Annotated in this window: 23 protein-coding genes; 7 read left to right on the forward strand and 16 right to left on the reverse strand. The window is 40.7% G+C overall.

What is annotated here, in order from left to right; genetic code table 11:
* Positions 1-371: 371 nt before the first annotated feature.
* The 3 genes from HT99x_RS04010 to HT99x_RS04020 all read left to right on the forward strand — a co-directional run bounded on the left by HT99x_RS04010 (position 372) and on the right by HT99x_RS04020 (position 2,748).
* A complete protein-coding gene (locus tag HT99x_RS04010; protein WP_075065556.1) occupies positions 372-1,238 on the forward strand; it encodes a hypothetical protein in 867 nt (288 codons plus the stop codon).
* Positions 1,239-1,414: 176 nt separating this feature from the next.
* Positions 1,415-2,338, forward strand: a complete 924-nt coding sequence (locus tag HT99x_RS04015) for an F-box protein (RefSeq protein ID WP_075065555.1) — start codon at positions 1,415-1,417, stop codon at positions 2,336-2,338.
* 182 nt (positions 2,339-2,520) lie between these two features.
* Positions 2,521-2,748 carry a hypothetical protein gene (locus HT99x_RS04020; protein ID WP_075065554.1) on the forward strand — a complete coding sequence of 76 codons (228 nt, stop codon included), beginning with the start codon at positions 2,521-2,523 and terminating at the stop codon, positions 2,746-2,748.
* Between the two features lie 9 nt (positions 2,749-2,757).
* On the opposite strand, the gene HT99x_RS04025 is transcribed toward HT99x_RS04020, so the two are convergent.
* The 7 genes from HT99x_RS04025 to leuS all read right to left on the reverse strand — a co-directional run bounded on the left by HT99x_RS04025 (position 2,758) and on the right by leuS (position 9,276).
* Positions 2,758-3,210, reverse strand: a complete 453-nt coding sequence (locus tag HT99x_RS04025; protein WP_075065553.1) for a YaiI/YqxD family protein — start codon at positions 3,208-3,210, stop codon at positions 2,758-2,760.
* Positions 3,207-4,028, reverse strand: coding sequence for a DNA-3-methyladenine glycosylase I (locus tag HT99x_RS04035; RefSeq protein ID WP_083482815.1), 822 nt, complete (start codon positions 4,026-4,028; stop codon positions 3,207-3,209). The genes HT99x_RS04025 and HT99x_RS04035 overlap by 4 nt, the downstream gene beginning before the upstream one ends.
* A gap of 2 nt (positions 4,029-4,030) precedes the next feature.
* Positions 4,031-4,501 (reverse strand): 23S rRNA (pseudouridine(1915)-N(3))-methyltransferase RlmH, encoded by a 471-nt coding sequence (gene rlmH, locus HT99x_RS04040; protein ID WP_075065552.1) that lies wholly within the window; start codon positions 4,499-4,501, stop codon positions 4,031-4,033.
* Between the two features lie 23 nt (positions 4,502-4,524).
* Positions 4,525-4,869 carry a ribosome silencing factor gene (gene rsfS / locus HT99x_RS04045; RefSeq protein ID WP_075065551.1) on the reverse strand — a complete coding sequence of 115 codons (345 nt, stop codon included), beginning with the start codon at positions 4,867-4,869 and terminating at the stop codon, positions 4,525-4,527.
* A 96-nt stretch (positions 4,870-4,965) separates the two neighbouring features.
* Entirely contained in the window at positions 4,966-5,985 is a 1,020-nt protein-coding gene (gene holA / locus HT99x_RS04050; protein WP_259565440.1) for a DNA polymerase III subunit delta, read from the reverse strand.
* Positions 5,986-6,313: 328 nt separating this feature from the next.
* Positions 6,314-6,811: an LPS assembly lipoprotein LptE gene (locus tag HT99x_RS04055; RefSeq protein ID WP_075065549.1), complete on the reverse strand. Its 498-nt coding sequence runs from the start codon at positions 6,809-6,811 to the stop codon at positions 6,314-6,316.
* A gap of 2 nt (positions 6,812-6,813) precedes the next feature.
* A complete protein-coding gene (leuS, locus tag HT99x_RS04060) occupies positions 6,814-9,276 on the reverse strand; it encodes a leucine--tRNA ligase (RefSeq protein ID WP_075065821.1) in 2,463 nt (820 codons plus the stop codon).
* 118 nt (positions 9,277-9,394) lie between these two features.
* Here leuS and HT99x_RS04065 point away from each other — a divergent pair, with 118 nt between their 5' ends.
* Positions 9,395-9,577 (forward strand): hypothetical protein, encoded by a 183-nt coding sequence (locus HT99x_RS04065; protein ID WP_075065548.1) that lies wholly within the window; start codon positions 9,395-9,397, stop codon positions 9,575-9,577.
* A gap of 41 nt (positions 9,578-9,618) precedes the next feature.
* On the opposite strand, the gene lnt is transcribed toward HT99x_RS04065, so the two are convergent.
* Genes lnt through miaB form a run of 5 tightly spaced genes read right to left on the reverse strand, consistent with a single transcriptional unit; the run spans position 9,619 to position 14,874 of the window.
* Positions 9,619-11,148 carry an apolipoprotein N-acyltransferase gene (gene lnt, locus HT99x_RS04070; RefSeq protein WP_075065547.1) on the reverse strand — a complete coding sequence of 510 codons (1,530 nt, stop codon included), beginning with the start codon at positions 11,146-11,148 and terminating at the stop codon, positions 9,619-9,621.
* A 4-nt stretch (positions 11,149-11,152) separates the two neighbouring features.
* Complete coding sequence (locus HT99x_RS04075) at positions 11,153-11,998, reverse strand: transporter associated domain-containing protein (protein ID WP_075065546.1); 846 nt, start codon at positions 11,996-11,998, stop codon at positions 11,153-11,155.
* A complete protein-coding gene (gene ybeY / locus HT99x_RS04080; RefSeq protein WP_075065545.1) occupies positions 11,991-12,458 on the reverse strand; it encodes an rRNA maturation RNase YbeY in 468 nt (155 codons plus the stop codon). The genes HT99x_RS04075 and ybeY overlap by 8 nt, the downstream gene beginning before the upstream one ends.
* Positions 12,455-13,504 carry a PhoH family protein gene (locus HT99x_RS04085; RefSeq protein ID WP_235528416.1) on the reverse strand — a complete coding sequence of 350 codons (1,050 nt, stop codon included), beginning with the start codon at positions 13,502-13,504 and terminating at the stop codon, positions 12,455-12,457. Before HT99x_RS04085 ends, ybeY begins: the two co-directional genes overlap by 4 nt.
* A 47-nt stretch (positions 13,505-13,551) precedes the next feature.
* The gene (gene miaB, locus HT99x_RS04090; RefSeq protein WP_075065544.1) at positions 13,552-14,874 is read right to left on the reverse strand and encodes a tRNA (N6-isopentenyl adenosine(37)-C2)-methylthiotransferase MiaB; all 1,323 of its coding nucleotides are present in this window, start codon (positions 14,872-14,874) and stop codon (positions 13,552-13,554) included.
* Between the two features lie 167 nt (positions 14,875-15,041).
* Between miaB and HT99x_RS04095 the strand changes: the two genes are divergently transcribed.
* The 3 genes from HT99x_RS04095 (at position 15,042) to HT99x_RS04105 (ending at position 18,044) form a co-directional block, all read left to right on the forward strand.
* A complete protein-coding gene (locus HT99x_RS04095; RefSeq protein ID WP_075065543.1) occupies positions 15,042-16,301 on the forward strand; it encodes an aminotransferase class I/II-fold pyridoxal phosphate-dependent enzyme in 1,260 nt (419 codons plus the stop codon).
* A gap of 107 nt (positions 16,302-16,408) precedes the next feature.
* Positions 16,409-17,536 carry a D-alanine--D-alanine ligase gene (locus HT99x_RS04100; RefSeq protein ID WP_075065542.1) on the forward strand — a complete coding sequence of 376 codons (1,128 nt, stop codon included), beginning with the start codon at positions 16,409-16,411 and terminating at the stop codon, positions 17,534-17,536.
* A gap of 259 nt (positions 17,537-17,795) precedes the next feature.
* Positions 17,796-18,044, forward strand: coding sequence for a hypothetical protein (locus HT99x_RS04105; protein ID WP_139016564.1), 249 nt, complete (start codon positions 17,796-17,798; stop codon positions 18,042-18,044).
* Positions 18,045-18,092: 48 nt separating this feature from the next.
* On the opposite strand, the gene HT99x_RS04110 is transcribed toward HT99x_RS04105, so the two are convergent.
* The 4 genes from HT99x_RS04110 to HT99x_RS04125 all read right to left on the reverse strand — a co-directional run bounded on the left by HT99x_RS04110 (position 18,093) and on the right by HT99x_RS04125 (position 20,669).
* Positions 18,093-18,641, reverse strand: coding sequence for a hypothetical protein (locus tag HT99x_RS04110; RefSeq protein ID WP_075065540.1), 549 nt, complete (start codon positions 18,639-18,641; stop codon positions 18,093-18,095).
* 131 nt (positions 18,642-18,772) lie between these two features.
* Positions 18,773-19,129, reverse strand: coding sequence for a diacylglycerol kinase (locus HT99x_RS04115; protein WP_075065539.1), 357 nt, complete (start codon positions 19,127-19,129; stop codon positions 18,773-18,775).
* Between the two features lie 86 nt (positions 19,130-19,215).
* Complete coding sequence (locus HT99x_RS04120; RefSeq protein ID WP_259565451.1) at positions 19,216-20,082, reverse strand: nitrilase-related carbon-nitrogen hydrolase; 867 nt, start codon at positions 20,080-20,082, stop codon at positions 19,216-19,218.
* Positions 20,079-20,669 (reverse strand): GNAT family N-acetyltransferase, encoded by a 591-nt coding sequence (locus tag HT99x_RS04125; RefSeq protein WP_075065538.1) that lies wholly within the window; start codon positions 20,667-20,669, stop codon positions 20,079-20,081. The genes HT99x_RS04120 and HT99x_RS04125 overlap by 4 nt, the downstream gene beginning before the upstream one ends.
* Positions 20,670-20,671: the final 2 nt, after the last annotated feature.

Raw genomic sequence — 20,671 nt, forward strand, 5'->3', positions numbered from 1 at the left:
TCTAAATTACCGCAGCAGAAAGTATCAAACGATAACATTCAGGTAAAATCCATGACGAATCAGATTACTAAAAAAACACGCGCTACAATAAATAAAACCATTGTGCTGAACAACCGATAAAGCATATCAGTGCAGCCTATCAGAATTTTGTTAAAAAATATGAGGATTCATAAAAATCGATACGCACCTGTAAATATCTGATTAACAGCAGTGTAAGGTGAATAAAAGAGTAGAGACAACGCATGTCATTCAAATATTCCTATATTTTTCCTATCATTTCCTCGCATTCGAACTGATTAAAAATTAACTAATATGATTGTGAATTCATTTGTCATAAGCTATTATTCCTCGTTTTTTACGAGATAATACAAATGTTTGAAGGTCCTTCATTAGATATATCTACGATTGATGATGAATTATGGGGAATGATTTTAGCCCTTTTATCAGTGCGAGACAGGGTGCACTTTCAAATGACAGGTAAGGTGGCTGATAAAAGTCGTATGATTGATACGTTTTGGAGCTATTATTTTCCAAGCACTGCAGTAAAACAGTATGAAGAAATTCAATATTTGAAGGATTCAAAAATATTTTTAAGTAATTTAATGAGAGATATACCAGAATTATTGCATGATGAAACAATAAAGAAAATATTTGAACAGAAGATGATACTTTTAAGTAAATTAGACAATATTAATCGCGCATCATCCTTAGATGAACTAAAACAAAATGAAAATTTACTTGATTCTATTAATATAGGATTGATTAAATTATGTTTTATTAACGATCCAGATGTATTGAATCTGTATGGTAAGCATTTTACTCGTTTTCCTCTGCAATTACTTCAAGATGAAACACTACAAGACTGTTGGAAGAAGCTACGTAGGATACAGTGGTGTAATAGTGATTATGCTCCTTTCAATGTCAATATGCTTAAAGCATCAAAAATACTAAAAGGCATGAATGATCAATTAATAGTCAATGATGATCATGAGCAAACATTAACTCACCTAGAGTGTAGTTCTAACTCAATCACTTCACCGGATGCGAGTGATAATTCACAGCTGACAGAGCTTGTTGTTGCTATCACTCCCACATTAACAACTCGGTATAAGCAAAAAAGCAAAAAACTCAACAATGAGACTGTTGTAGAGCCTGACGGCACAGAAGAATCCGAAGATCTTCATTCAGAAAATGATAAAGAGAAAGAAGACAAAAAACGCAAGAGAAAGCGTATATAATTTTCCTTCATTGACTATCTTAATTCAATTTTTCTATTTGAACCCATATTCATTTTCTTTCTATTTGCAAAAGTAGATAAACACACTTGAAAGCAAGATTAGATGCTTGTAAGAGATATTGATAGGTAACTACATATCATATATATTTCTTATTTTTGCAAGTAGTGGGTAAATTTATGAAGGAAGGATCTTGGGGGGATATAGCGTCATTACCTGATGAATTATGGGGAGCCATTTTGTCAAAGCTTTCTGCTAAAGAGATGGTTCATTTTCAATTGGCATCAACAGCAACAAACAAGAAAGGGATAACCGATGCTTTTTGGAGAAGCTACCTTCCAATATTAGCTAACAAGCAACATGCAGAGATAGAACATTTTCAGCATCATGGTTTAATTCAGATCCGTGATCATTACCCCCATATTATTAGAAATCTGAACGAGATTAAACAAGCTGCTTCATCGTTAGAGGAGTTCCAAAAAAGAGAAAAGCTGCTTAACGATATTAACATCGCATTGATTAAATCTCGTATATTTTTGCCGGGATATTTTGAAACAGTATTACATAATTTATATATTCAACCGTTACCCCATGTTTCATTAGATGTTTCGAAGATGGGATTGACACGATTTCCTAAACACTTATTTGCAGATAAGGATTTGCAAAATTATTGGAAGAGAGTGGTTGAATTGCTTTGTGGTTATAATTTAATAATATCATTAGATCTTGGGCATCTACCTCTACTCCATACGCTATCTTGCCCAAGTAACCAATTACATACGTTAACATTAAAACAGTGTCCTAACCTTGCTCATCTTTTTTGCGATGACAATCAATTAACTTCTTTAGATGTGAGCCAATCACCTTTGCTTAAAGGAGTTTTATGCAGAAATAATCGTTTAACTTCTTTAAGTCTTATCTGTCAACTAATTGAATATCTTGATTTTGAAGGCAGTGAATTGAATTTTTTAGATTTAAAAGAGGATTCATTACTGCAGTTTTCCCATGTTTCTCCTTCGCAAGCAGATAAGACATCGCCTGTCATTCTTGCTAAAAATGACGATGGCGAAGAAGAGCCGAAAGCAAAGAAAATGAGACCTTAGTTTTTTGACCATGCTGAGCCATTTAGCAAACGCAGAAAATAAACCATGAAGATTCAAGGTCATTTCTGCCTGAGACTCAAAATAACCGAGAAAAGTGAGAAGAAATCCATAACATCTAAGTTGATATAACTAACTGTTTGTCATAAAATGCCGGAAAATTTCTAAGGAGCATGGGGATTTAAATGCGTGTATTAACAGCTGAAGAACTGAAATTTATTGCTGGCGGTGACGACTTTGACGATGTACTTGCGGAGATTTTTGTTGAAGTAATGGCAGAAATCTTTGTGCAAGTCGTCTTTGAACTCCTCATTGTTAGCACTGCAAATGCTATTCATGCAGTTCATGATTACTTTTATCCACCGCAACCCGTCGTTACCTCCACGTATTTTAGGCCTGCAGCACTGCCTTAAGGTGTAGTTTCATCGTTTTAGTGATGAACTGAGAAACCGATCTAACGCATTGGCAAATGCTTGATGATCTTTAGCATTTAATGGGGCGGGGCCACCTGTCACTTGCCCCGTTTCTCTCAACGTTGCCATAAAATTACGCATGGTCAAAGTCTGCTGGATATTTTCAGGTGTATAAAACTCGCCGCGAGGGTTTAAAGCTGACGCCCCTTTGGCAATCACAGCAGCAGCTAGCGGGATATCAGCAGTAATAATCAAATCGCCCGGCTCAGAGCGTTCAACAATCACATTATCAGCCACGTCAAAACCACCCCCTACCAGAACAAATTGAATGGAAGGAGAAGGGGGGACATAAAGAGGTTTATTGGCAAATAAAATGAGCGGAATTGATAGTCGCTTACTTGCTCGATATAAAATCTCTTTAATCGGTTTGGGGCATGCATCTGCATCGACTAAAATCATCATTTTATTAACGCCAATTTTTGTGCTTTCGAAAATTGTTTGATTTCATGTTCTCTTTTATGAGCATCCGATTTATCGCCAATAGTTTCTTGATAAACAAGTTCAAGTGGCCCTTTGCCACGCAAGTATTTAGCGCATTTGTTCCCTTGGGTTTGATGCTCGCTAAAGCGTCTTTTAACGTCAGTTGCGACTCCCGTATAAAGCGAACCATTGGCTGTTTTCACCATATAAACAGACCAGAGTTTTTTATTCGTTCGTTTGAAACAATCGGCAGTGTGATCATTCACCAAACCAACTGCTTGCATATAAGCATAAATAATGGTGCTGCCAACAAAACGAAAGCCTCGCTTTTTAAGGTCTTTAGAAATTTTATCGCTTAAAGGGGTTTTGCTTGGATAATCTTTTGCATTGTAAAAGCAGTTGTTCACAGGTTTGTTATCGACAAATTGCCAGAGATACTGGGCAAAACTACCATACTCTTTTTGCACCTTAAGAAAGGCTTTAGCATTACTCACCGTTGATTCAATTTTAAGGCGGTTACGAATAATCCCGGGATCTAGCATCAGCGCTTCAATTTTTTTCGGAGTAAAACGCGCCACTTTGACCGGATCAAACTGTGCAAATAATCGTTGATAGTTTGCTCTTTTTTTCAGGACCGTTTCCCAACTAAGACCCGCTTGGGCACCTTCTAATATCAGCATTTCAAATAACAGTCTATCATCGTGAACGGGTTCACCCCATTCAACATCATGATACATGACATAGGCATCATGACTTAAATTAACCCATTGGCATCGTTTTATAATCTTATTTTTAGGCATTGTTATTCTCGATGGTAAGGATGATTCGCTAATAAGGAAGTGGCTCGATATAACTGTTCGAGTAAGATAACACGAGCTAAGACATGAGGAAAAGTGAGCATGGATAATGACCACTTAACATTAGCGCGTTTAAGGCATGCATCAGATAAGCCATCAGGCCCACCGATCAAAAATACCAATCGATTACCTTCTTGTTGCCAGTTTGCAATGTTGGTAGCTAGAGTTTGTGTTGAAAAAGCTTGCCCTTTCACATCGAGTGCGATGACTTTATCGGTGGGTGAAATTTTTTGTAATAGCTTGGCGCCTTCTTCTTCTTTGTAGGCATTGGCATCATAGTTTTTTTGCCGTGTGCTACTGGCAATGTCGAATAAATGGCATTTCATAAAGCGCTGTAAGCGTACAAAGTAATCTTCGCACGCATCAGCGGCCCATCGAGGTACTTTTTGCCCTACAGCTAATATTTGACATTGCATAGTAACAACTTACGTTCCTGCATTTAGGCGAGTGCTGTCATGGAATGACGAGGCGCCCACAATTTTTCAAGATGATAAAAATCGCGAGTACGCTGTTGCATTATATGAACAACAACATCTCCAAGATCGACTAACACCCACTCGTTTTCGCGATCACCTTCGACGCTAAAAAGGCTTTGGTGGCGCGCTTTCATTTTTCGCACGAGATTATCGGCTATTGCTTTGACATGCCTACTCGAGTTGCCGGTTGCGATGACCATATAATCGGTCAGTGGGGTTGTTTGATGTACATCGAGGGGGATAACATTGGCTGCTTTTAAGTCACTGAGATCATTGAGAACTTCATTCAATAAATCGTTTTTCTGCATATCGTACCTTTACCTATTTCAATACAGTAATCATTTCTACTAGCAGCATTGAAATCGATTGCATATACTCCATTTATTTCCTATCTCCTACTTTTACTATATACAAAAAGTGGGGTTGTGTGTATAGGATTTTGTTAAATTTAAACTAATTTTTAAAATGTTTTGCCAGAAACCGGCATTTTCACCGGATTTAAACTGCCTATCAGCGGTTGATAACACCGATAGAAGTTTTGCCCAGCGCGTGGGGGTTGGCTGCTTCAATAACTTTAAGTATAGCACTTGTGAGTTGCTATTTCGGATCCCAGCTTGGGTCAGGATCTGACGTTGGCTGCTTTCTTGGGCGTGGCAGGCGCGCAGTAACGCATGTAAGGTTTGCGATAGCGACCAAACAATAAGCTGCTCAGCGGCACTTTCGCTTTCTTTCAGGCAGCTTACTATTTTGACAATACGAGCAGATTGCTGTTGCAATGCTGCTTCACAGAGATCAAAAACGGTAAACTGGCTTTGATTGGTCAAAGACGCAATTGGTATATTTTGTGGCGCATCTTGGTAAAACCAATAAAGTTGTTCAATTTCTTGGCTTGCGGCCAAGCAATTCCCTTCCGTTTTGTAGGTTAATAACCGCAGTTCTTGTTCATTCAGCGTTAATCCACGTTGTTTTGCTCGAGTAGATACCCACTTGGTAAAAGCATAGCCGGTTAAGGGCCAATGCGTGACAATAACACCCTTTTGTTCAACCAGCTTAAACCAGGCTGCTTGTTGATTTTGTTTAGATAGCTGTGCGGCAATCAGGATGAAGGTGATATCCGAGCGGTCACTTTCTAATAAAGCAACCAATTGTTTCATATCACTCGCTGCAAATTTAGAAAGTTTCAGCTCAATGAGTTGTTTTGAAGAAAAGAGGGAAAAGTGCTGCGCTTCGCTTTGCAGCTCTACCCAAATACCTGCGGTAGTGTCATTAAAACGCTTATGTTCGACATCTTGATCTTTTAATAGCGTGCGACGAATTTTATCCGCACTTTCTTCGAGTAAAAAAGATTCGGAGCCCGATAGCAGATAAATAGGGCGCTGCTGACGTTTGAGATGTTCTTCCAATTGTTCTGGTGCTACACGCATTACTCTTCTCAGTTTGCTTTGATGCTTTGTTGCCATCGCCCATCTCACAAAAGTCGTGTATTACGTATACACTCCTTTTGTTCGAGAGCTCGGCGCCTCGCCTGAAAGCAAACTGATTCGAGTAAATTCTTCTCAGTTTGCTTTTACCCCGGGTTCCACTCACTCGCCTAACGGCTCGTTCGTTATACCCGGGGCTATTAACTATCGCAGCTACCGCTGCTTTGCCCCCTTTGTTTAAAAGGGGGCAGCTCGTGCTTGTTCGGCGTAGTCCGGCGAAGCATTAGCGTAGACGGACGAAGACGGAACGAGCGGGGGATTTCTATCTAAATTAAAATCTCGAACTCTCAAGATACTGCAACAACTGCCCAATAATGTCCGCCTGCATTTCTTGTTCTATCATGCTTTTTTCAGCATTATCACCCAAATACTGATTGCTATTAAGCTGTCTATCGCGCACAGAATACAACACAATTTGCGTGGGTGTAGGATTCGAAAATGAAAAAGTCACCGACATCTTTAATCGTTCGCGGCGCAATTCACTATCCGGTCCATAAACTAATGGCTGCTGCGTCAGCAGCTGTGAGGTGATGATGAGCTGTGGCAACATCTCATCACCCTCTGGAGATTGTGTGAGCACATCGGTAGAGGCCATGAGCAGTGCTCGGCGCAGCGCTTGATAAAAAGTATGAGAACCCGAACGCTGTAAAACGATAATAGGGTACTTATTACCTAGCTCCACTTGGTTGCGTCGCAAATGGAAACCACAGCCGCTTGCAAATAGCAGACCAATAGCAAGCAAAAACGTACTGAATGCTTTAATGCTCACCACTAACCTACGACAATATTAATTAATTTCTGGCCGACCGTAATAATCTTACGGATCGTCTTACCTTCCACATGCCGAATAACCGCTTCATGGTTAAGGGCTGCTTGCTCTGCCGCTTCTTTGGTGACATCAATCGGCAAAGAAAGGTTGGCTCGCATTTTGCCATTCACTTGAACCACCAGCGTAATTTGATCGCGCTTTAAAGCATTTTCATCAATGGTTGGCCATACTGCATCGAGCACCGCTTCGTCATGGCCAAAAGCTTTCCATAAAACATGACTGATATGGGGTACCATGGGAGCTAGCATTAATACCAATGCTTCAAAAGCTTCTTGCTTAATAACTTTGTCAGTTTCATTTTCAATGTTATAAGCTGCAACGGCATTGGTGAGTTCCATCATGGCAGCAATCGCGGTATTAAAGGTATAGCGTCTTTTCAGATCGTCCGTTACTTTGCTAATCGTTTCATGCGTTAAACGACGCAGATCCTTTTGCTTTTCATTGAGCGTCACATCAGCAAATGATAATGACAGTAAACCATTTTCATTGATATGGGCAGAACATAAGCGCCAGAAGCGTTTTAAGAAACGAAAGGCGCCTTCAACACCGGTATCAGACCATTCCAAAGATTGCTCAGGAGGCGCTGCAAACATAATAAATAATCTAACGGTATCGGCACCATAAGACTCAATTAATGTCTGTGGATCAACAGTGTTACCTTTAGATTTTGACATTTTACTGCCGTCTTTGAGAACCATGCCTTGGGTTAAAAGGTTGGTAAAAGGTTCGTCTGATTTCACAAGACCAAAATCACGAATCACTTTATGGAAGAATCTGGCATAAAGTAGGTGCAAAATAGCATGTTCAATACCGCCGATGTATTGATCAACGGGTGCCCAGTATTGCGTTCGCTCATCAAACATTTTCTGATTTTGATCGGGGCAGGCGTAACGTAAGTAATACCAGGAAGATTCCATAAAGGTATCAAATGTATCAGTTTCACGTCGTGCTTTTTGACCACAGCTTGGGCAATTCACTTCATAAAACTCAGGCATTTGCATCAAGATGGAGCTTGCGCCACTGGGGGTAACGCCGGTTGGCAATACCACAGGCAAATCTTTTTCGGGTACAGGCACGGTGCCACAACTTGGACACTGAATCATTGGAATGGGAGCACCCCAATAACGTTGACGAGAGACACCCCAATCGCGTAAGCGATAATTCACTTGGCGTTGGCCAATACTTTTGTTTTCTAAATATTCAGCAATTTTGGTGAGTGCGTCACGCGTACTGAGATTATCAAATTCGCCTGAATTGAAAAGATAACCGTCTCCCAGATAAGCATTTTCACTGAGATCGGGTTGTGTTTCTTTATCGGGACGAATAACCGCTTTGCTGGGGAGCTGATACTTTTTGGCAAATTCATAATCGCGTTGATCGTGCGCAGGAACTGCCATGACAGCACCGCTGCCATATTCCATTAATACATAATTGGCAACCCAGATAGGTAATTTTTCCTGAGTTATAGGATGGATTGCATAAAGTCCGGTTGCGCGGCCTTCTTTCTCTAATGTCGCTAATTCAGCTTCGGCCACTTTAATATTACGACAGGCTTCAACAAAGGTTTTCAATTCTGGATTTTGTTCTACGGCGACATTGACCAAAGGATGTTGTGGCGCAATGGCAAGATAAGTCACACCCATTAAAGTATCAATACGTGTGGTATAAACCGTTAAGGGATCGCCATTAAGATGATCGAGTTTAAAAGAAAAAGAGACACCTTCAGAACGACCAATCCAGTTACGTTGCATGGTGCGAACTTGTTCTGGCCAACCCGGCATATGATCTAATGATTGTAATAGTTCTTCCGCATAATCGGTGATTTTTAAAAACCATTGTGGAATAGAACGTCGTTCGACTTTAGCGCCTGAACGCCAGCCTTTGCCATCAATCACTTGTTCATTGGCAAGAACGGTTTGATCAACGGGATCCCAGTTTACAACGGAATCTTTTTTGTAAACCAAGCCTTTTTCATACATTTTAATAAACAGCCATTGTTCCCAACGATAGTAGCTTGCATCACAAGTTGCAATTTCGCGATCCCAATCAAAGCAAAAACCTAAACTTTTTAATTGGTTTCGCATATGCGCAATGTTGCTATAGGTCCATTCAGAAGGGGGCACTTGATGTTTGAGTGCGGCATTTTCTGCAGGTAATCCAAAAGCGTCCCAACCGATAGGATGCAGGACATTCATGCCTTGCATCCGTTGAAAACGCGCGATCACATCGCCAATGGTATAGTTGCGGACATGGCCTACATGCAAGTAACCGCTTGGGTAAGGGAACATGCTTAAGCAATAAAATTTAGGTTTTTTAGGATCTTCTTTAACAGCGAAGCTGTGGGATTTTTCCCAATAGGTTTGGGTTTGTGATTCAATTTGCTGGGGATGATACTGTTCTTCAATCATAATGTCTTCGCGCTGCTAATTAAGTTAAATGAAATAGTTTGGATTAGGCAAACATGTGTGTTGGAAGAATGATATCATTCCCCATCTGAATGGGAAATGATATCAAAGGAATACAATGAATCGGCTGAAAAGTATCTGTATTGTTTTCTTAGTGATAGGGCTTCAAGGCTGCGCAACACTAGGAGAAGGTGGGGCAACACCGCTAGCTCTGGTGACATTGCCTTTGCGGATTGTTGGAGCGATTGTCGGAGCAGCGGTGGGATCGGCTGTTGGCATGGGGATGATGCCAGGGGGTTAGTTACCTCCCCAAGTGGAGAGGTAACGAGGTATTAACGGTGATTATTGCTTTTTGGTCGATTGCATAATCAATGCAGCACTAAATACCACCGTCATCGCGATAATTAGCGGCCAGATCCCATAACGTACCCAAGGTGTTTGGCCTTGTTTGTTGACAACTTCTGCAGTGATGGATTGGGGTGCGAATTGCTCTGCCGCTTCAACAATTTTCCCTTGATCATCAATGATGGCGGTGAGACCTGTATTGGTTGCTCTCACCACATATTTGCCGGTTTCAATGGCACGAAACTGAGCGATTTGTAAATGCTGGAAAGGACCTATTGAACGACCAAACCATGTGTCATTGCTGACGGTTAAAATAGCATCTGCGCCTTTGCTCATGCTTTGAACAAAAAGCGGGTAAGCAATTTCATAACAAATTGCAGGCGCAAACAGAAAGTCTTTGGTATTGAGTGGCCCTTGTTTTTGGGGACCTTCAATAAAACTAGACATCGGTAAATTAAAGAAGCTAATTAAACCCCGAAGTTGTTTGTCAAAGGGTACATATTCGCCAAAGGGCACTAAATGTTCTTTGTAATAAACACCACTGCCAACGCCTGTCACATATAACGTATTGTAATACTGTTGATTAGGTAATTGGGTTGGCAGGCCGGTAATAAGCGCCATATCACGGGCTTGTAACAGATTGCCCATTTCATTTAATAGGGGCTGTGAGGTAGGTAATGGCACGGGGATAGCTCCCTCCGGCCAGATAATGACATCACTTCGTTCATTGTTTAACGCGGTCGCCGTTAACGTTTGATAGATCTCAATAATGTGATTGATATATTGTGGATCCCAACGCAATAGTTGCGCGATATTGCCTTGAATTAGCGTCACATTCAGTTTTTTATGGCCTGTGGTTGTCCATTCCATTGAGCGTAAGCCAAATGCAGCGCCCCACACGGCTAATAGCAAGGCACCAAGGATAGCCAAGTATTTTTTATCTTCTCGCAGTTGATAGAAATAATTGATAAAAGAATAGAGGATGGCCGCGATAAAAACAGCCGCCCAGGAAACTAACCATACACCGCCAATGGGGGCAAAGGAGACCAACTGATTCTCTATTTGCGAATATCCCATGTACATCCAGGGAAAACCGGTAAGAAACCAACCGCGTAATATTTCAAATAAAACCCAAAGCACAGGAAAAGCAAGCAGGTTACGCGCATTGTTATTTTGCGGAAACAGCGTCACTAATAGACTTGCTAAAAATGCAGGATAAAGGCTTAAGAATAAAATAAAGGCACTGGTAATCAGCGTTGCTAAAATGGGACTTGCGTTGCCAAAATCATGAATACTGACATAAACCCAATTGACACCATAGCCAAACATGCCAATCCCGTAGCACAGGCCAATAAGAAAGGCAGTTTTTTTATTTGATTTACCAAGACACCAGAGAAACACAACGCAAGAAGTGATGCTTGCGGTGGCTATGCCATAGGGTGCAAAGCCATAAGTCATGATCATGCCGCCTAATAAGGCGAGTATATAGGGAAAATAGGGTTTTAATTTTTTGATAAGATCGTTCATACCATTATTTCTCTGGCGGCGTTAATGTGGTTTGAAGTAACTGTATACGGCGGCTATTCGCGCGTAAAACCTTAAAGGGAATGTTTTCAATCATGATAGATTCCCCACGCTTAGGCAAATGACCAAAACCTTGCAGTACCAGACCACCGATAGTATCAAACTCATTATCTTTTAATTGCGTGTTAAAAAATTGATTGAATTCTTCTATCGGCGTAATGGCTTTAATAGAGTAATAGCCATCTTTATGTTTGCGAATGTAAAGATCACGCTCAATATCGTGTTCATCTTCAATATCGCCCACGATTTGCTCTAGTACATCTTCAATGGAAACCAAACCGCTGACACCACCATATTCATCTACAATAATGGCAATATGGTTACGATTACGCCGGAATTCATTCAACAAAATGTTTAAGCGTTTATTTTCAGGAATGAAAACCACAGGGCGTAAAATTTCTTTGATGGAGAAGCGTTCAGTGTTACTTTCAAGATAAAAATTTAATAAATCTTTAGCGAGTAAGATACCAACGACCTCATCTTTGTTTTCGCCAATCACAGGGAAGCGAGAATGCCCTGATTTAATGGCAATTGGCAAAATTTCTGCCAGCGTTGCGTCTTTAGGCACAACAATCATTTCTGCTCGTGGGATCATGATTTCACTGACATTCATTTCTGCCACTTGCATGACGCCTTCAATCATGCGTAATGAATCTAAATCAAGCAATTCATTTTGATGGGATTGTCGTAGTAATCCTAATAATTGCTCGCGATTTTTAGGCTTAGCAGAAAATGCTGAGCTAACGCGTTCAAGTAAAGAAGGTGTCTCACCTTTATTCTCTTCATCAGTCATGAACTATGTGAACTCCATAAGGATCGGCAAAACCTAAGGTTTTGAGGATGGTGACTTCAAGTGCTTCCATTTCGTTAGCATCTTCATCATTTTCATGATCGAAGCCTAATAAATGCAATACACCGTGAATAACCATATGCGCAAAATGAGCGAATAACGGTTTACCTTGACTGATGGCTTCCTGATTGACAACCGGTGCGCAAATCGCGATATCGCCTAACATATCGCCACGCATGGGTTCAGGTAATTGACAAGGGAACGATAGCACGTTCGTGGGTTTTTGCTTTTTTCTAAAATCAAAATTTAACATGGTCATTTCAGCTTCATCAACGATCTTGATTGATAGCTCACCCTTTTGTTGTTGACTTGCTAATGCTGCGTTAACCCATTGTTCAATGGTGGCTGCATCCGGGCAGGGCATAAAATCAGAGGCATATTGAACATCAACGTCGATGGTCATTTTTCCCCCTTGGATTGTTCATTGTGAAATTTTTCATAGGCTTCTACTATTTTTTGCACAATGGGGTGTCTGACGACATCAATCGATTCAAAGAAAGTGAAACTCATGCCAGGAATATTGGGTAATACCGCAATAGCCTGCTTGAGGCCTGATTTCACGCCACCGGGTAAATCGATTTGAGTAATATCACCGGTGATGACTGCGGTCGAACCAAAGCCAAGACGCGTCAGAAACATTTTCATTTGTTCCGTCGTGGTATTTTGTGCTTCATCTAAAATAATAAATGCGTCATTTAAGGTTCGCCCACGCATGTAAGCAAGGGGAGCAAGCTCAATAATATTTCGTTCAATTAATTTGCTAACGCGCTCAAAGCCTAACATTTCATATAAGGCGTCATAAAGAGGGCGTAAGTAAGGATCGATTTTTTGACTCAAATCCCCAGGTAAAAATCCTAAACGTTCTCCTGCTTCAACAGCTGGGCGCACCAAAATAACCCGTTTGACTTTTTCTGCTTCTAAAGCAGCGACAGCGCATGCAACGGCAAGATAGGTTTTACCGGTACCAGCAGGACCAATCCCGAAATTGATATCGTGTGTTAGGACATTTTTGAGATAAAGGCGTTGGTTCTTGCTATGAGGTTTAATAATTCCTTTACGCGTCTTAATAGCAAGTTCAGATGAGGAAAGATTACTTTGCTCAGCGTTAGGTTCTTCACCATGCTGCTTTTGTTTATTTTTTTCCAATTTTTGATAGCTTTCCTGCAGCACCAGATGAACTTTGGCAGGGGTGAGCTCTTCACCATTTTCAGTTTGGGCATAGAGTTTATTGATAAGATTATGCGCAATATGAACCGCATCGCGCTCACCCAAAATTTGAAAAACGCTGCCTCGATTATTAATTTCAACATGAAGTCTTCGTTCAATTTGTCGTAAGTGTTCATCAAAACGACCGCACAAGTTCATTAACCTGCGATTATCAACAGGACTTAAGGAGATCTCGCAAGAGCTAATTTTGTCGCTCAATTTATTGTTTACATCCATTATCATTAGAATGCCTTATTCCTATTTAAGCACATTTATTATAAAGACCAAAACTATAGTGTGGTTCCTCTTAATGAAATCCGGTGTGCCTGCGTAATGTGTATTGGCACGATTTTCCCGATTAAGGAGGGGGAGCCTATAAAATTAACAATGCGATTATTCTCGGTACGTCCGGTTAATTCATCTGCCATTTTTTTCGAGGCGCCGGTAACAAGCACCTGCTGAACGCTACCCACCATACTTTCGCTGATTTGTGTGGATTGTAAGAGCAATTGATCTTGCAGAATTTGCAAACGCGCTTTTTTGATTTCAAGCGGTATTTGATCGGGTAAATTGGCAGCAGGGGTGCCAGGTCTTTCGCTGAATATAAAACTGTAGGATTGATCAAAGCCGACGCTTTTAACAAGTTCAAGCGTTTGTGCGAAATCTTCCTCAGTTTCACCAGGATAGCCGACAATAAAATCGGATGAAATACAAATATCAGGGCGTACCGCGCGCAATTGTCGAATTTTCGATTTGTATTCTAACGCCGTATGACCTCTTCCCATCAAATTCAGGATACGATCGCTACCGCTTTGCACAGGTAAATGGCATTGATTGGCCAATTGTGGCACATCTCGATAAGCCGCGATTAAACTGGGTGAAAATTCTTTAGGGTGCGAGGTGGTAAAACGAATACGTTCAATATGATCAATTTGCGCAACAAAACGAATGAGTAAGCCCAAATCTGCTAAATGACCATCATGCATTTTACCCTGATAGGCATTCACATTTTGTCCAAGCAACGTAATTTCTTTGACCCCTTGCGCTGCAAGATGGGCAACTTCTACAATCACATCATCAAATGGACGGTTTACTTCTTCACCGCGAGTATAAGGAACAATGCAATAAGTACAATATTTGCTGCAGCCTTCTTGGATAGAGACAGAGCCACAAGGACCTTCCGCTTTAGGTTCAGGGAGTCTATCGAATTTTTCAATCTCGGGGAATGAAACATCAATCGCGGGTTTTCCATCGCGTTTGACGGCATTAATGAGCATGGGTAAACGATGCAGGGTTTGTGGACCAAAGACCACATCGACATAGGGCGCACGTTGACGAATCAGTTCACCCTCTTGTGAGGCAACGCAACCACCAACACCAATGACAATTTCAGGACGAATTTCCTTCAAGTCTCGCCACCGTCCTAACATAGAAAAGACTTTTTCTTGTGCTTTTTCTCGAATAGAACAAGTATTCATGAGTAAGACATCTGCATTTTCTGGGGAGCTGTCTAACTTTAAGCCGTGTGTGGCTTCTAATAACTCTGCCATTCGCTTTGAGTCGTACTCATTCATCTGGCAACCCCAGGTTTCGATATATAACCGCTTACTCACTGTCTTGAAAAACCTCATTTTTGAACAAAATCAAAGACAAATTTTAACGAGTTTTGCTTGGGGATGCTATTGTTGTTAATAATTTAACTGATTAACTTTAAAGACAAAGCGTTGAAAATACGCTAATTTGATAGGCAGTCTGTTAATCAATATTGGAAAAAAAGATCATGACACACCCACATATCCCCGGATTTAGAAAAGTACCCCGTACAGGGGTCATCTACGTTATGCATCGCGCACAAGAGATGGGATATTCGATGCATGATGCGGCATGGGTGAATTTAGGGCAAGGGGCCCCACAAACCGATTATATCCCTGGTGCTTGTCAGCGAATTGAGCAATTAACCGTTGAGATGAGTCAATATGAGTACGCCCCTGTCACAGGGCAGCAGACACTACGACAGAAAGTGGCCGATCTTTACAATACCTTATATCGCAAAAATAAAAAGTCTCAGTATACGTGGGAAAATGTTAGCATTAGTGGCGGTGGGCGTGTTGCCTTGACTCGTATTGTTGCGGCGTTAGGCAATATTAATATGGGACATTTTTTACCAGATTACACCGCTTATGAAGAACTGCTGAGCATTTTTAAAGCATTTATTCCTATTCCTATTTTATTGTCTCCCGATTCTGGTTATAAGGTTCCCTTAGAGCAGATCAAAAAAGAAATTTTAGGGCGTGGATTACAAGCCCTATTAATTAGCAATCCTTGCAATCCTACAGGGCAAGTGATTAGCGGCGATTTGTTAAACGATTGGGTATCTTTAGCCAAATCCCTGCAATGTTCATTGATTTTTGATGAATTCTACTCGCATTATATTTATGATTCTGCTGGACAAGGTACATTTCCAACCACCAATTCAGCCGCTGCTTTTATTGATGAGGTGAATCATGATCCGGTGATCATTATCGATGGATTGACCAAAAATTGGCGTTATCCTGGATGGCGTTTGAGTTGGACGTTGGCGCCTAAACAGGTGATTGAGAATATCGCAAGCGCAGGTTCTTTTCTGGATGGGGGCGCCTCTAACCTTTTCCAAACAGAAGCACTCAAATTGTTAGAGCCTGACTATGTAGAGCAAGAAGCCAAAGCCCTACAGCATTGCTTCCAAGAAAAACGTGATTACACGATACACAGGCTCACGGAAATGGGCATGGAAATTGAAGTGAAGCCAGAAGGCGCATTTTATGTATGGGCAAATTTATCCAAACTGCCCATACCGCTGCAGGATGGGATGGCCTTTTTCGAAGCTGGTTTGCGGGAAAAAGTGATCACCGTACCTGGCATCTTTTTTGACGTGAATCCTGAAAAACGTCGTTCACATGCGCAGTACGATCAATATGCCAGAATCAGTTTTGGGCCAGAGATGAAATCACTACAGCGAGGGCTTGATGCGTTAGAACGGGCTATTCAGAAAGCGAAGTAATCGTTTGGTGCTTATCCGCTTTAGCTTGTACAATTTAAGGTATAAAGCAAAATGGATTGCATCAATGCAATTTAACTAAATAATAGTGCAGACTCGAAGGAGCAATAATGAAAAACATCCTAGTCATATGTGGAGGCAAGTCTGCAGAACATGAAGTCTCTTTATTATCGGCACGAAATATTGTTAGTGCGATGGATAGAACCGCCTTTTTGCCAATCCCAATCGTCATCAGTCGTTCGGGTAGTTGGCATGTTCTGAATGAGGCAGCCTTTTTTGATGAACACTCCGATTTTGACCAAGTGATTCTTTCCGGTGAAATCTGCACGTTGATGCGTTTACCAGAGCAAACCATATTATTAACCTTATCTGGTAAGCAGATAGCTGTTGATGCCGCTTTTCCCTTAGTGCACGGTCCGATGGGAGAGGATGGAACGTTACAAGGTTTATTGGAAATGATGGATATTCCCTATGTGGGTTCAGGGGTGCTGTCATCTGCCATCGGTATGGATAAAGACATGTTAAAGCAGGTACTTGCGAAGCATGATATTCCCGTTGGTCCTCTTGTGACGATTTCCAATCCAGAAGCGATACCTTCTTTTGCTGATGTGAGCAAACAACTCGATTCACAAGTTCTCTTTATTAAACCCGCAGTGATGGGCTCTTCCGTTGGTATTAGTAAAGTAAGTACTAAAGAGCAATATGAAGCTGCCGTAGAACAGGCATTTTTATATAGCTTTAAAGTCTTAGTTGAAAAATATCTACCAGGCAGAGAAGTTGAATGTTCAGTCTTAGGTAATCAAGATCCCATTGCTTCTTGCGTGGGGGAAATTGTGCCTCATCATGAATTTTATTCTTATGAAGCAAAATATTTAGATCCCAATGGCGCAGAATTAATTATTCCTGCTAAGTTACCTGAACAGATTGCACAAGAAGTACGCCAGTTGGCCATTCGAACATTTAAAGCCATTGAATGCAAAGGATTTGCGCGAGTCGATTTCTTTGTTTCTGATCATAACAAAGTTTATGTGAATGAAATCAATACGATTCCAGGGTTTACGGCAATTAGCATGTATCCCAAAATGTGGGAAGCATCAGGATTAGCTTATCGGCAATTAATCAGTAAGCTCATTGAGCTTGCTTATGAAGAATATGCGTCTAAACAAACCATACACTTATGCCCAGATGTTGCATTACCTGAAAAATCCAATGAACCCCTGGTGCAAACCGCCTCTTAAAGACAAAAAGTTGAACTCTTATATACCGCTTGTCCTGAAGATGCGAGATTTCAAAATTCCTAGCGAGCGGTATAATCTTGTTTGAATGCTACGCGCAGAGCAATTCTGCGCTTGCAATCAGGGAGAAAATCGCGATTATCCCCCTGATAACCCCATCGCGTAAGGAAACACCTAAAATTCAATTGCGAAGAGTATGTTGATTGATTATGATGTTGTGCGTTTATCACGGCATCTAATCATTTCACGGAGCGATCATCTTATGTCATCACAAGGCCCACGCACTTTAGAAACTCAATTACTTCTATTGCAAATGCAAACCATTCTTGCACATAATCCTCAAGACAATGTTACGTTTTCTTTACCTGTTGAAAAACCAGTCAATGAAATGCAATTACGCCAACAAGCACTTGATAAAAATAATCAAATCCCTAAAAAACAAAAGCCAACGCATTATGAAAATCGTGACACGCCAATGAATCGCCGCCCAACTAATAGAGGTGGAAAATAGTAAAATAACCGCACTCAGAAAATGAGTGCGGTTTGTCGCAAAGGATTGTTACATTCTCGCTTTACTGGCTAAATGAGCGATTTGTTGATTACAGTAAACGGTTTGTAGTTTTGATGAAGTTGCTCCGTGATAAGGCAGATAGGCTTGAGTTTCTTCATCGCTAACTTCGCTATCCGAATAATCATCAAGTTCAAGAGCGCTTAATTGTTCACTTAACTGCTCTTGTAATTCTGACATCCTTGATGCTTTAACATTCGCTTTGGCTTTTTGTCGATTATAAATTTCTTTTCTCTCACCATCATGGCATTCATAAGTAATATTATTTCGCTTGAGTAAATACGTTGTGGCTTCTGGATAAACAATATTTCTTTCAGCCAGTTGTAAGAAAAAATCTTTTAAATAACTATTTGAAGGATTAATTGCAATATTTTTAGGATTGCGAAGCTGCAAGGGATCAATGGCTAGCAATAACTCATCAGCAAGCTGTCTTTTAGTAGAAGCATTGAGTGTTTGCAGACCTTTACGAGGATCATTATAACGAAGTTGTTCAACAATATAATTAACAGCATGTTGGAGGTGGCGGAGTTGGTAAGGCATGATGTGCTCTCCTAAGAGGTGAGAACGTGAGTGATATGATGACTTTTCTATCGACTACATTTTCAAGATATGAAAATTAGCGCTGAGTGTCAAATGATAAAGTTGTCTGCAAATAATAGGCCAATTTAAAATCAAAGCAGCGCGAAGCACCAAATAAGAGCTGCGTTTAACATGCAAAGCAGAACCGCAGCGGAACCCATATCTTTGGCTTTTTTAGCCAGCGGATGGCGTTCAAGTGAGATATGATCAACCGTTGCTTCAATGGCTGAATTTAAAAGCTCAACAATCAATACGAGTAATAAGCTACCAATCAGTAGTGCTTTAGTCAGTAATGTCAGCTTGAGTAACAGCGCAATAGGCAACAAGAAGATGAAGAGGATGACTTCTAAAGTAAAAGCCGGTTCCGAGCGCGTTGCTTCAAATAAACCTTGTAAGGAATAACCTAAAGCTTTAACCAGGCGGACAACATGGAAAGTAATGATATTCATTTTATGAGTAGACCTGAATGCGAATCTTAAGTCAATCGGCTGCTCTATATATGTAGGATGATAAACTTACTAGCGGCAGGTTTGAATCACAATTCACTAACAATAAGTTCAGTAGAGAGCAATTGCTGTGAATCTAAAAAATTTTGTACTTGGCCGTAGGTGCGAATTTCATCCAGTTTGGCAAAATCGAGTTGGCCGAGAATCATTTCGATATGATTGAGTTTTCCTTGTACGATAATACCATCAACAGGGAAGCCTTGATCCACAGGACCAAATAAACCGACTTGGCCAGATAAGGTTTCAACTGCATTACCAAATTTTACCTGACTCACGGCATGTGATGTTAATACATAGCATTGATTTTCAAGCGCGCGTGCACGGCAAGAAAAATAAACCCGATGCAAACTGGTGAGAGAAGGACAATAACTTGGAACCAGAATCAGTTTAGCGCCCGCAAGCGTCAGGTTGCGCACAATTTCTGGAAATTCACTATCATAACAAACGGCAATGCCGACTAAACCCAAGGTAGTTTTAAAAAGCGTTTGCAACGTTCCTGGCATAAAAAGATGATCGGACTTTTCACTGGCGGTTAGTTGTAACTTATCTTGATAGCCATAAGAGCCGCTTGGGCTAAAAAAATAGGCTCGATTAGCAAAACGTTGGGGTGATACTTCAACCATAATAGTGCCTGGTTGAATATAAAGTTGGTTATCGATAGCAAGCTGTTGAAAGAAATTGAGATAATGCGGTAGTCGGTATTGCATATCTTGAAATAATTCTAAATCAATTGCTGGGCTTTTTCCCGATACTTCAATGCCCATATATTCGGGTAACAATAATAATTGTGCATGATGAGATTTAGCTTCTTTGACCAGCGCTTGATGTTTGGCAATAAATTGTTCCCACGTTAAAGCAGATTCAATTGCATATTGTGTAGTGGCAACTATTATCATAACGATTTAATCCAAAATGCCATGGGTTTTTTAGTTTGCTCGGATGCGCCGATTTCTTGCCATTCGTAGTAAGCACAAAGTTTTGGATGTCGTTCGTAGCCAAAATGACGCCAAATATTATCTAAAGGTATATAATCATGGGGGCGTCTTGGATCATTGGCATCGCGTACAACGCCACAAAAAGTTGCTTTTTTACAGCCAAAAGCGATTGCCGCAGCTTCACGTTCCTGGAAATATTGTCGATAAATACCAGAGCCTCGATATTCAGGTAATAAGACCGATTCTCCTAAATAGAAAAAGGGTTCAATTGGGAGATTTAAATCGTTAAAGGGCTGTTGGGCTTCTGGCGTTTCAAATTGTAGGGGGATGGCTGTTGATAACCCGATAATGTTATCGTCATCCTTTGCGACGACTAAAATCGCTTCTTCAGAGGTTGCATAGGTGCTGAGATATTTCATTTCATATTCATAATCCCCCTCATAAAGATAAGGATATTCTCTGAATATTTTAATCCGCAATGCGGCTAATTGCTCGATATAATCGAGTATTTGCTTTCCTTTAAAACGATTTACCGTCAAATTGCCCAAGA

The sequence above is a fragment of the Candidatus Berkiella aquae genome, from assembly GCF_001431295.2.
Lineage (GTDB): Bacteria > Pseudomonadota > Gammaproteobacteria > Berkiellales > Berkiellaceae > Berkiella > Berkiella aquae.

Coding starts and splice junctions, on each gene's coding strand:
- HT99x_RS04010 (WP_075065556.1), top strand. CDS start 372: ATGTTTGAAGGTCCTTCATTAGATATATCTACGATTGATGATGAATTA.
- HT99x_RS04015 (WP_075065555.1), top strand. CDS start 1,415: ATGAAGGAAGGATCTTGGGGGGATATAGCGTCATTACCTGATGAATTA.
- HT99x_RS04020 (WP_075065554.1), top strand. CDS start 2,521: ATGCGTGTATTAACAGCTGAAGAACTGAAATTTATTGCTGGCGGTGAC.
- HT99x_RS04025 (WP_075065553.1), bottom strand. CDS start 3,210: ATGATGATTTTAGTCGATGCAGATGCATGCCCCAAACCGATTAAAGAG.
- HT99x_RS04035 (WP_083482815.1), bottom strand. CDS start 4,028: ATGCCTAAAAATAAGATTATAAAACGATGCCAATGGGTTAATTTAAGT.
- rlmH (WP_075065552.1), bottom strand. CDS start 4,501: ATGCAATGTCAAATATTAGCTGTAGGGCAAAAAGTACCTCGATGGGCC.
- rsfS (WP_075065551.1), bottom strand. CDS start 4,869: ATGCAGAAAAACGATTTATTGAATGAAGTTCTCAATGATCTCAGTGAC.
- holA (WP_259565440.1), bottom strand. CDS start 5,985: ATGCGTGTAGCACCAGAACAATTGGAAGAACATCTCAAACGTCAGCAG.
- HT99x_RS04065 (WP_075065548.1), top strand. CDS start 9,395: ATGAATCGGCTGAAAAGTATCTGTATTGTTTTCTTAGTGATAGGGCTT.
- lnt (WP_075065547.1), bottom strand. CDS start 11,148: ATGAACGATCTTATCAAAAAATTAAAACCCTATTTTCCCTATATACTC.
- HT99x_RS04075 (WP_075065546.1), bottom strand. CDS start 11,998: ATGACTGATGAAGAGAATAAAGGTGAGACACCTTCTTTACTTGAACGC.
- ybeY (WP_075065545.1), bottom strand. CDS start 12,458: ATGACCATCGACGTTGATGTTCAATATGCCTCTGATTTTATGCCCTGC.
- HT99x_RS04085 (WP_235528416.1), bottom strand. CDS start 13,504: ATGATAATGGATGTAAACAATAAATTGAGCGACAAAATTAGCTCTTGC.
- HT99x_RS04095 (WP_075065543.1), top strand. CDS start 15,042: ATGACACACCCACATATCCCCGGATTTAGAAAAGTACCCCGTACAGGG.
- HT99x_RS04100 (WP_075065542.1), top strand. CDS start 16,409: ATGAAAAACATCCTAGTCATATGTGGAGGCAAGTCTGCAGAACATGAA.
- HT99x_RS04105 (WP_139016564.1), top strand. CDS start 17,796: ATGTCATCACAAGGCCCACGCACTTTAGAAACTCAATTACTTCTATTG.
- HT99x_RS04110 (WP_075065540.1), bottom strand. CDS start 18,641: ATGCCTTACCAACTCCGCCACCTCCAACATGCTGTTAATTATATTGTT.
- HT99x_RS04115 (WP_075065539.1), bottom strand. CDS start 19,129: ATGAATATCATTACTTTCCATGTTGTCCGCCTGGTTAAAGCTTTAGGT.
- HT99x_RS04120 (WP_259565451.1), bottom strand. CDS start 20,082: ATGATAATAGTTGCCACTACACAATATGCAATTGAATCTGCTTTAACG.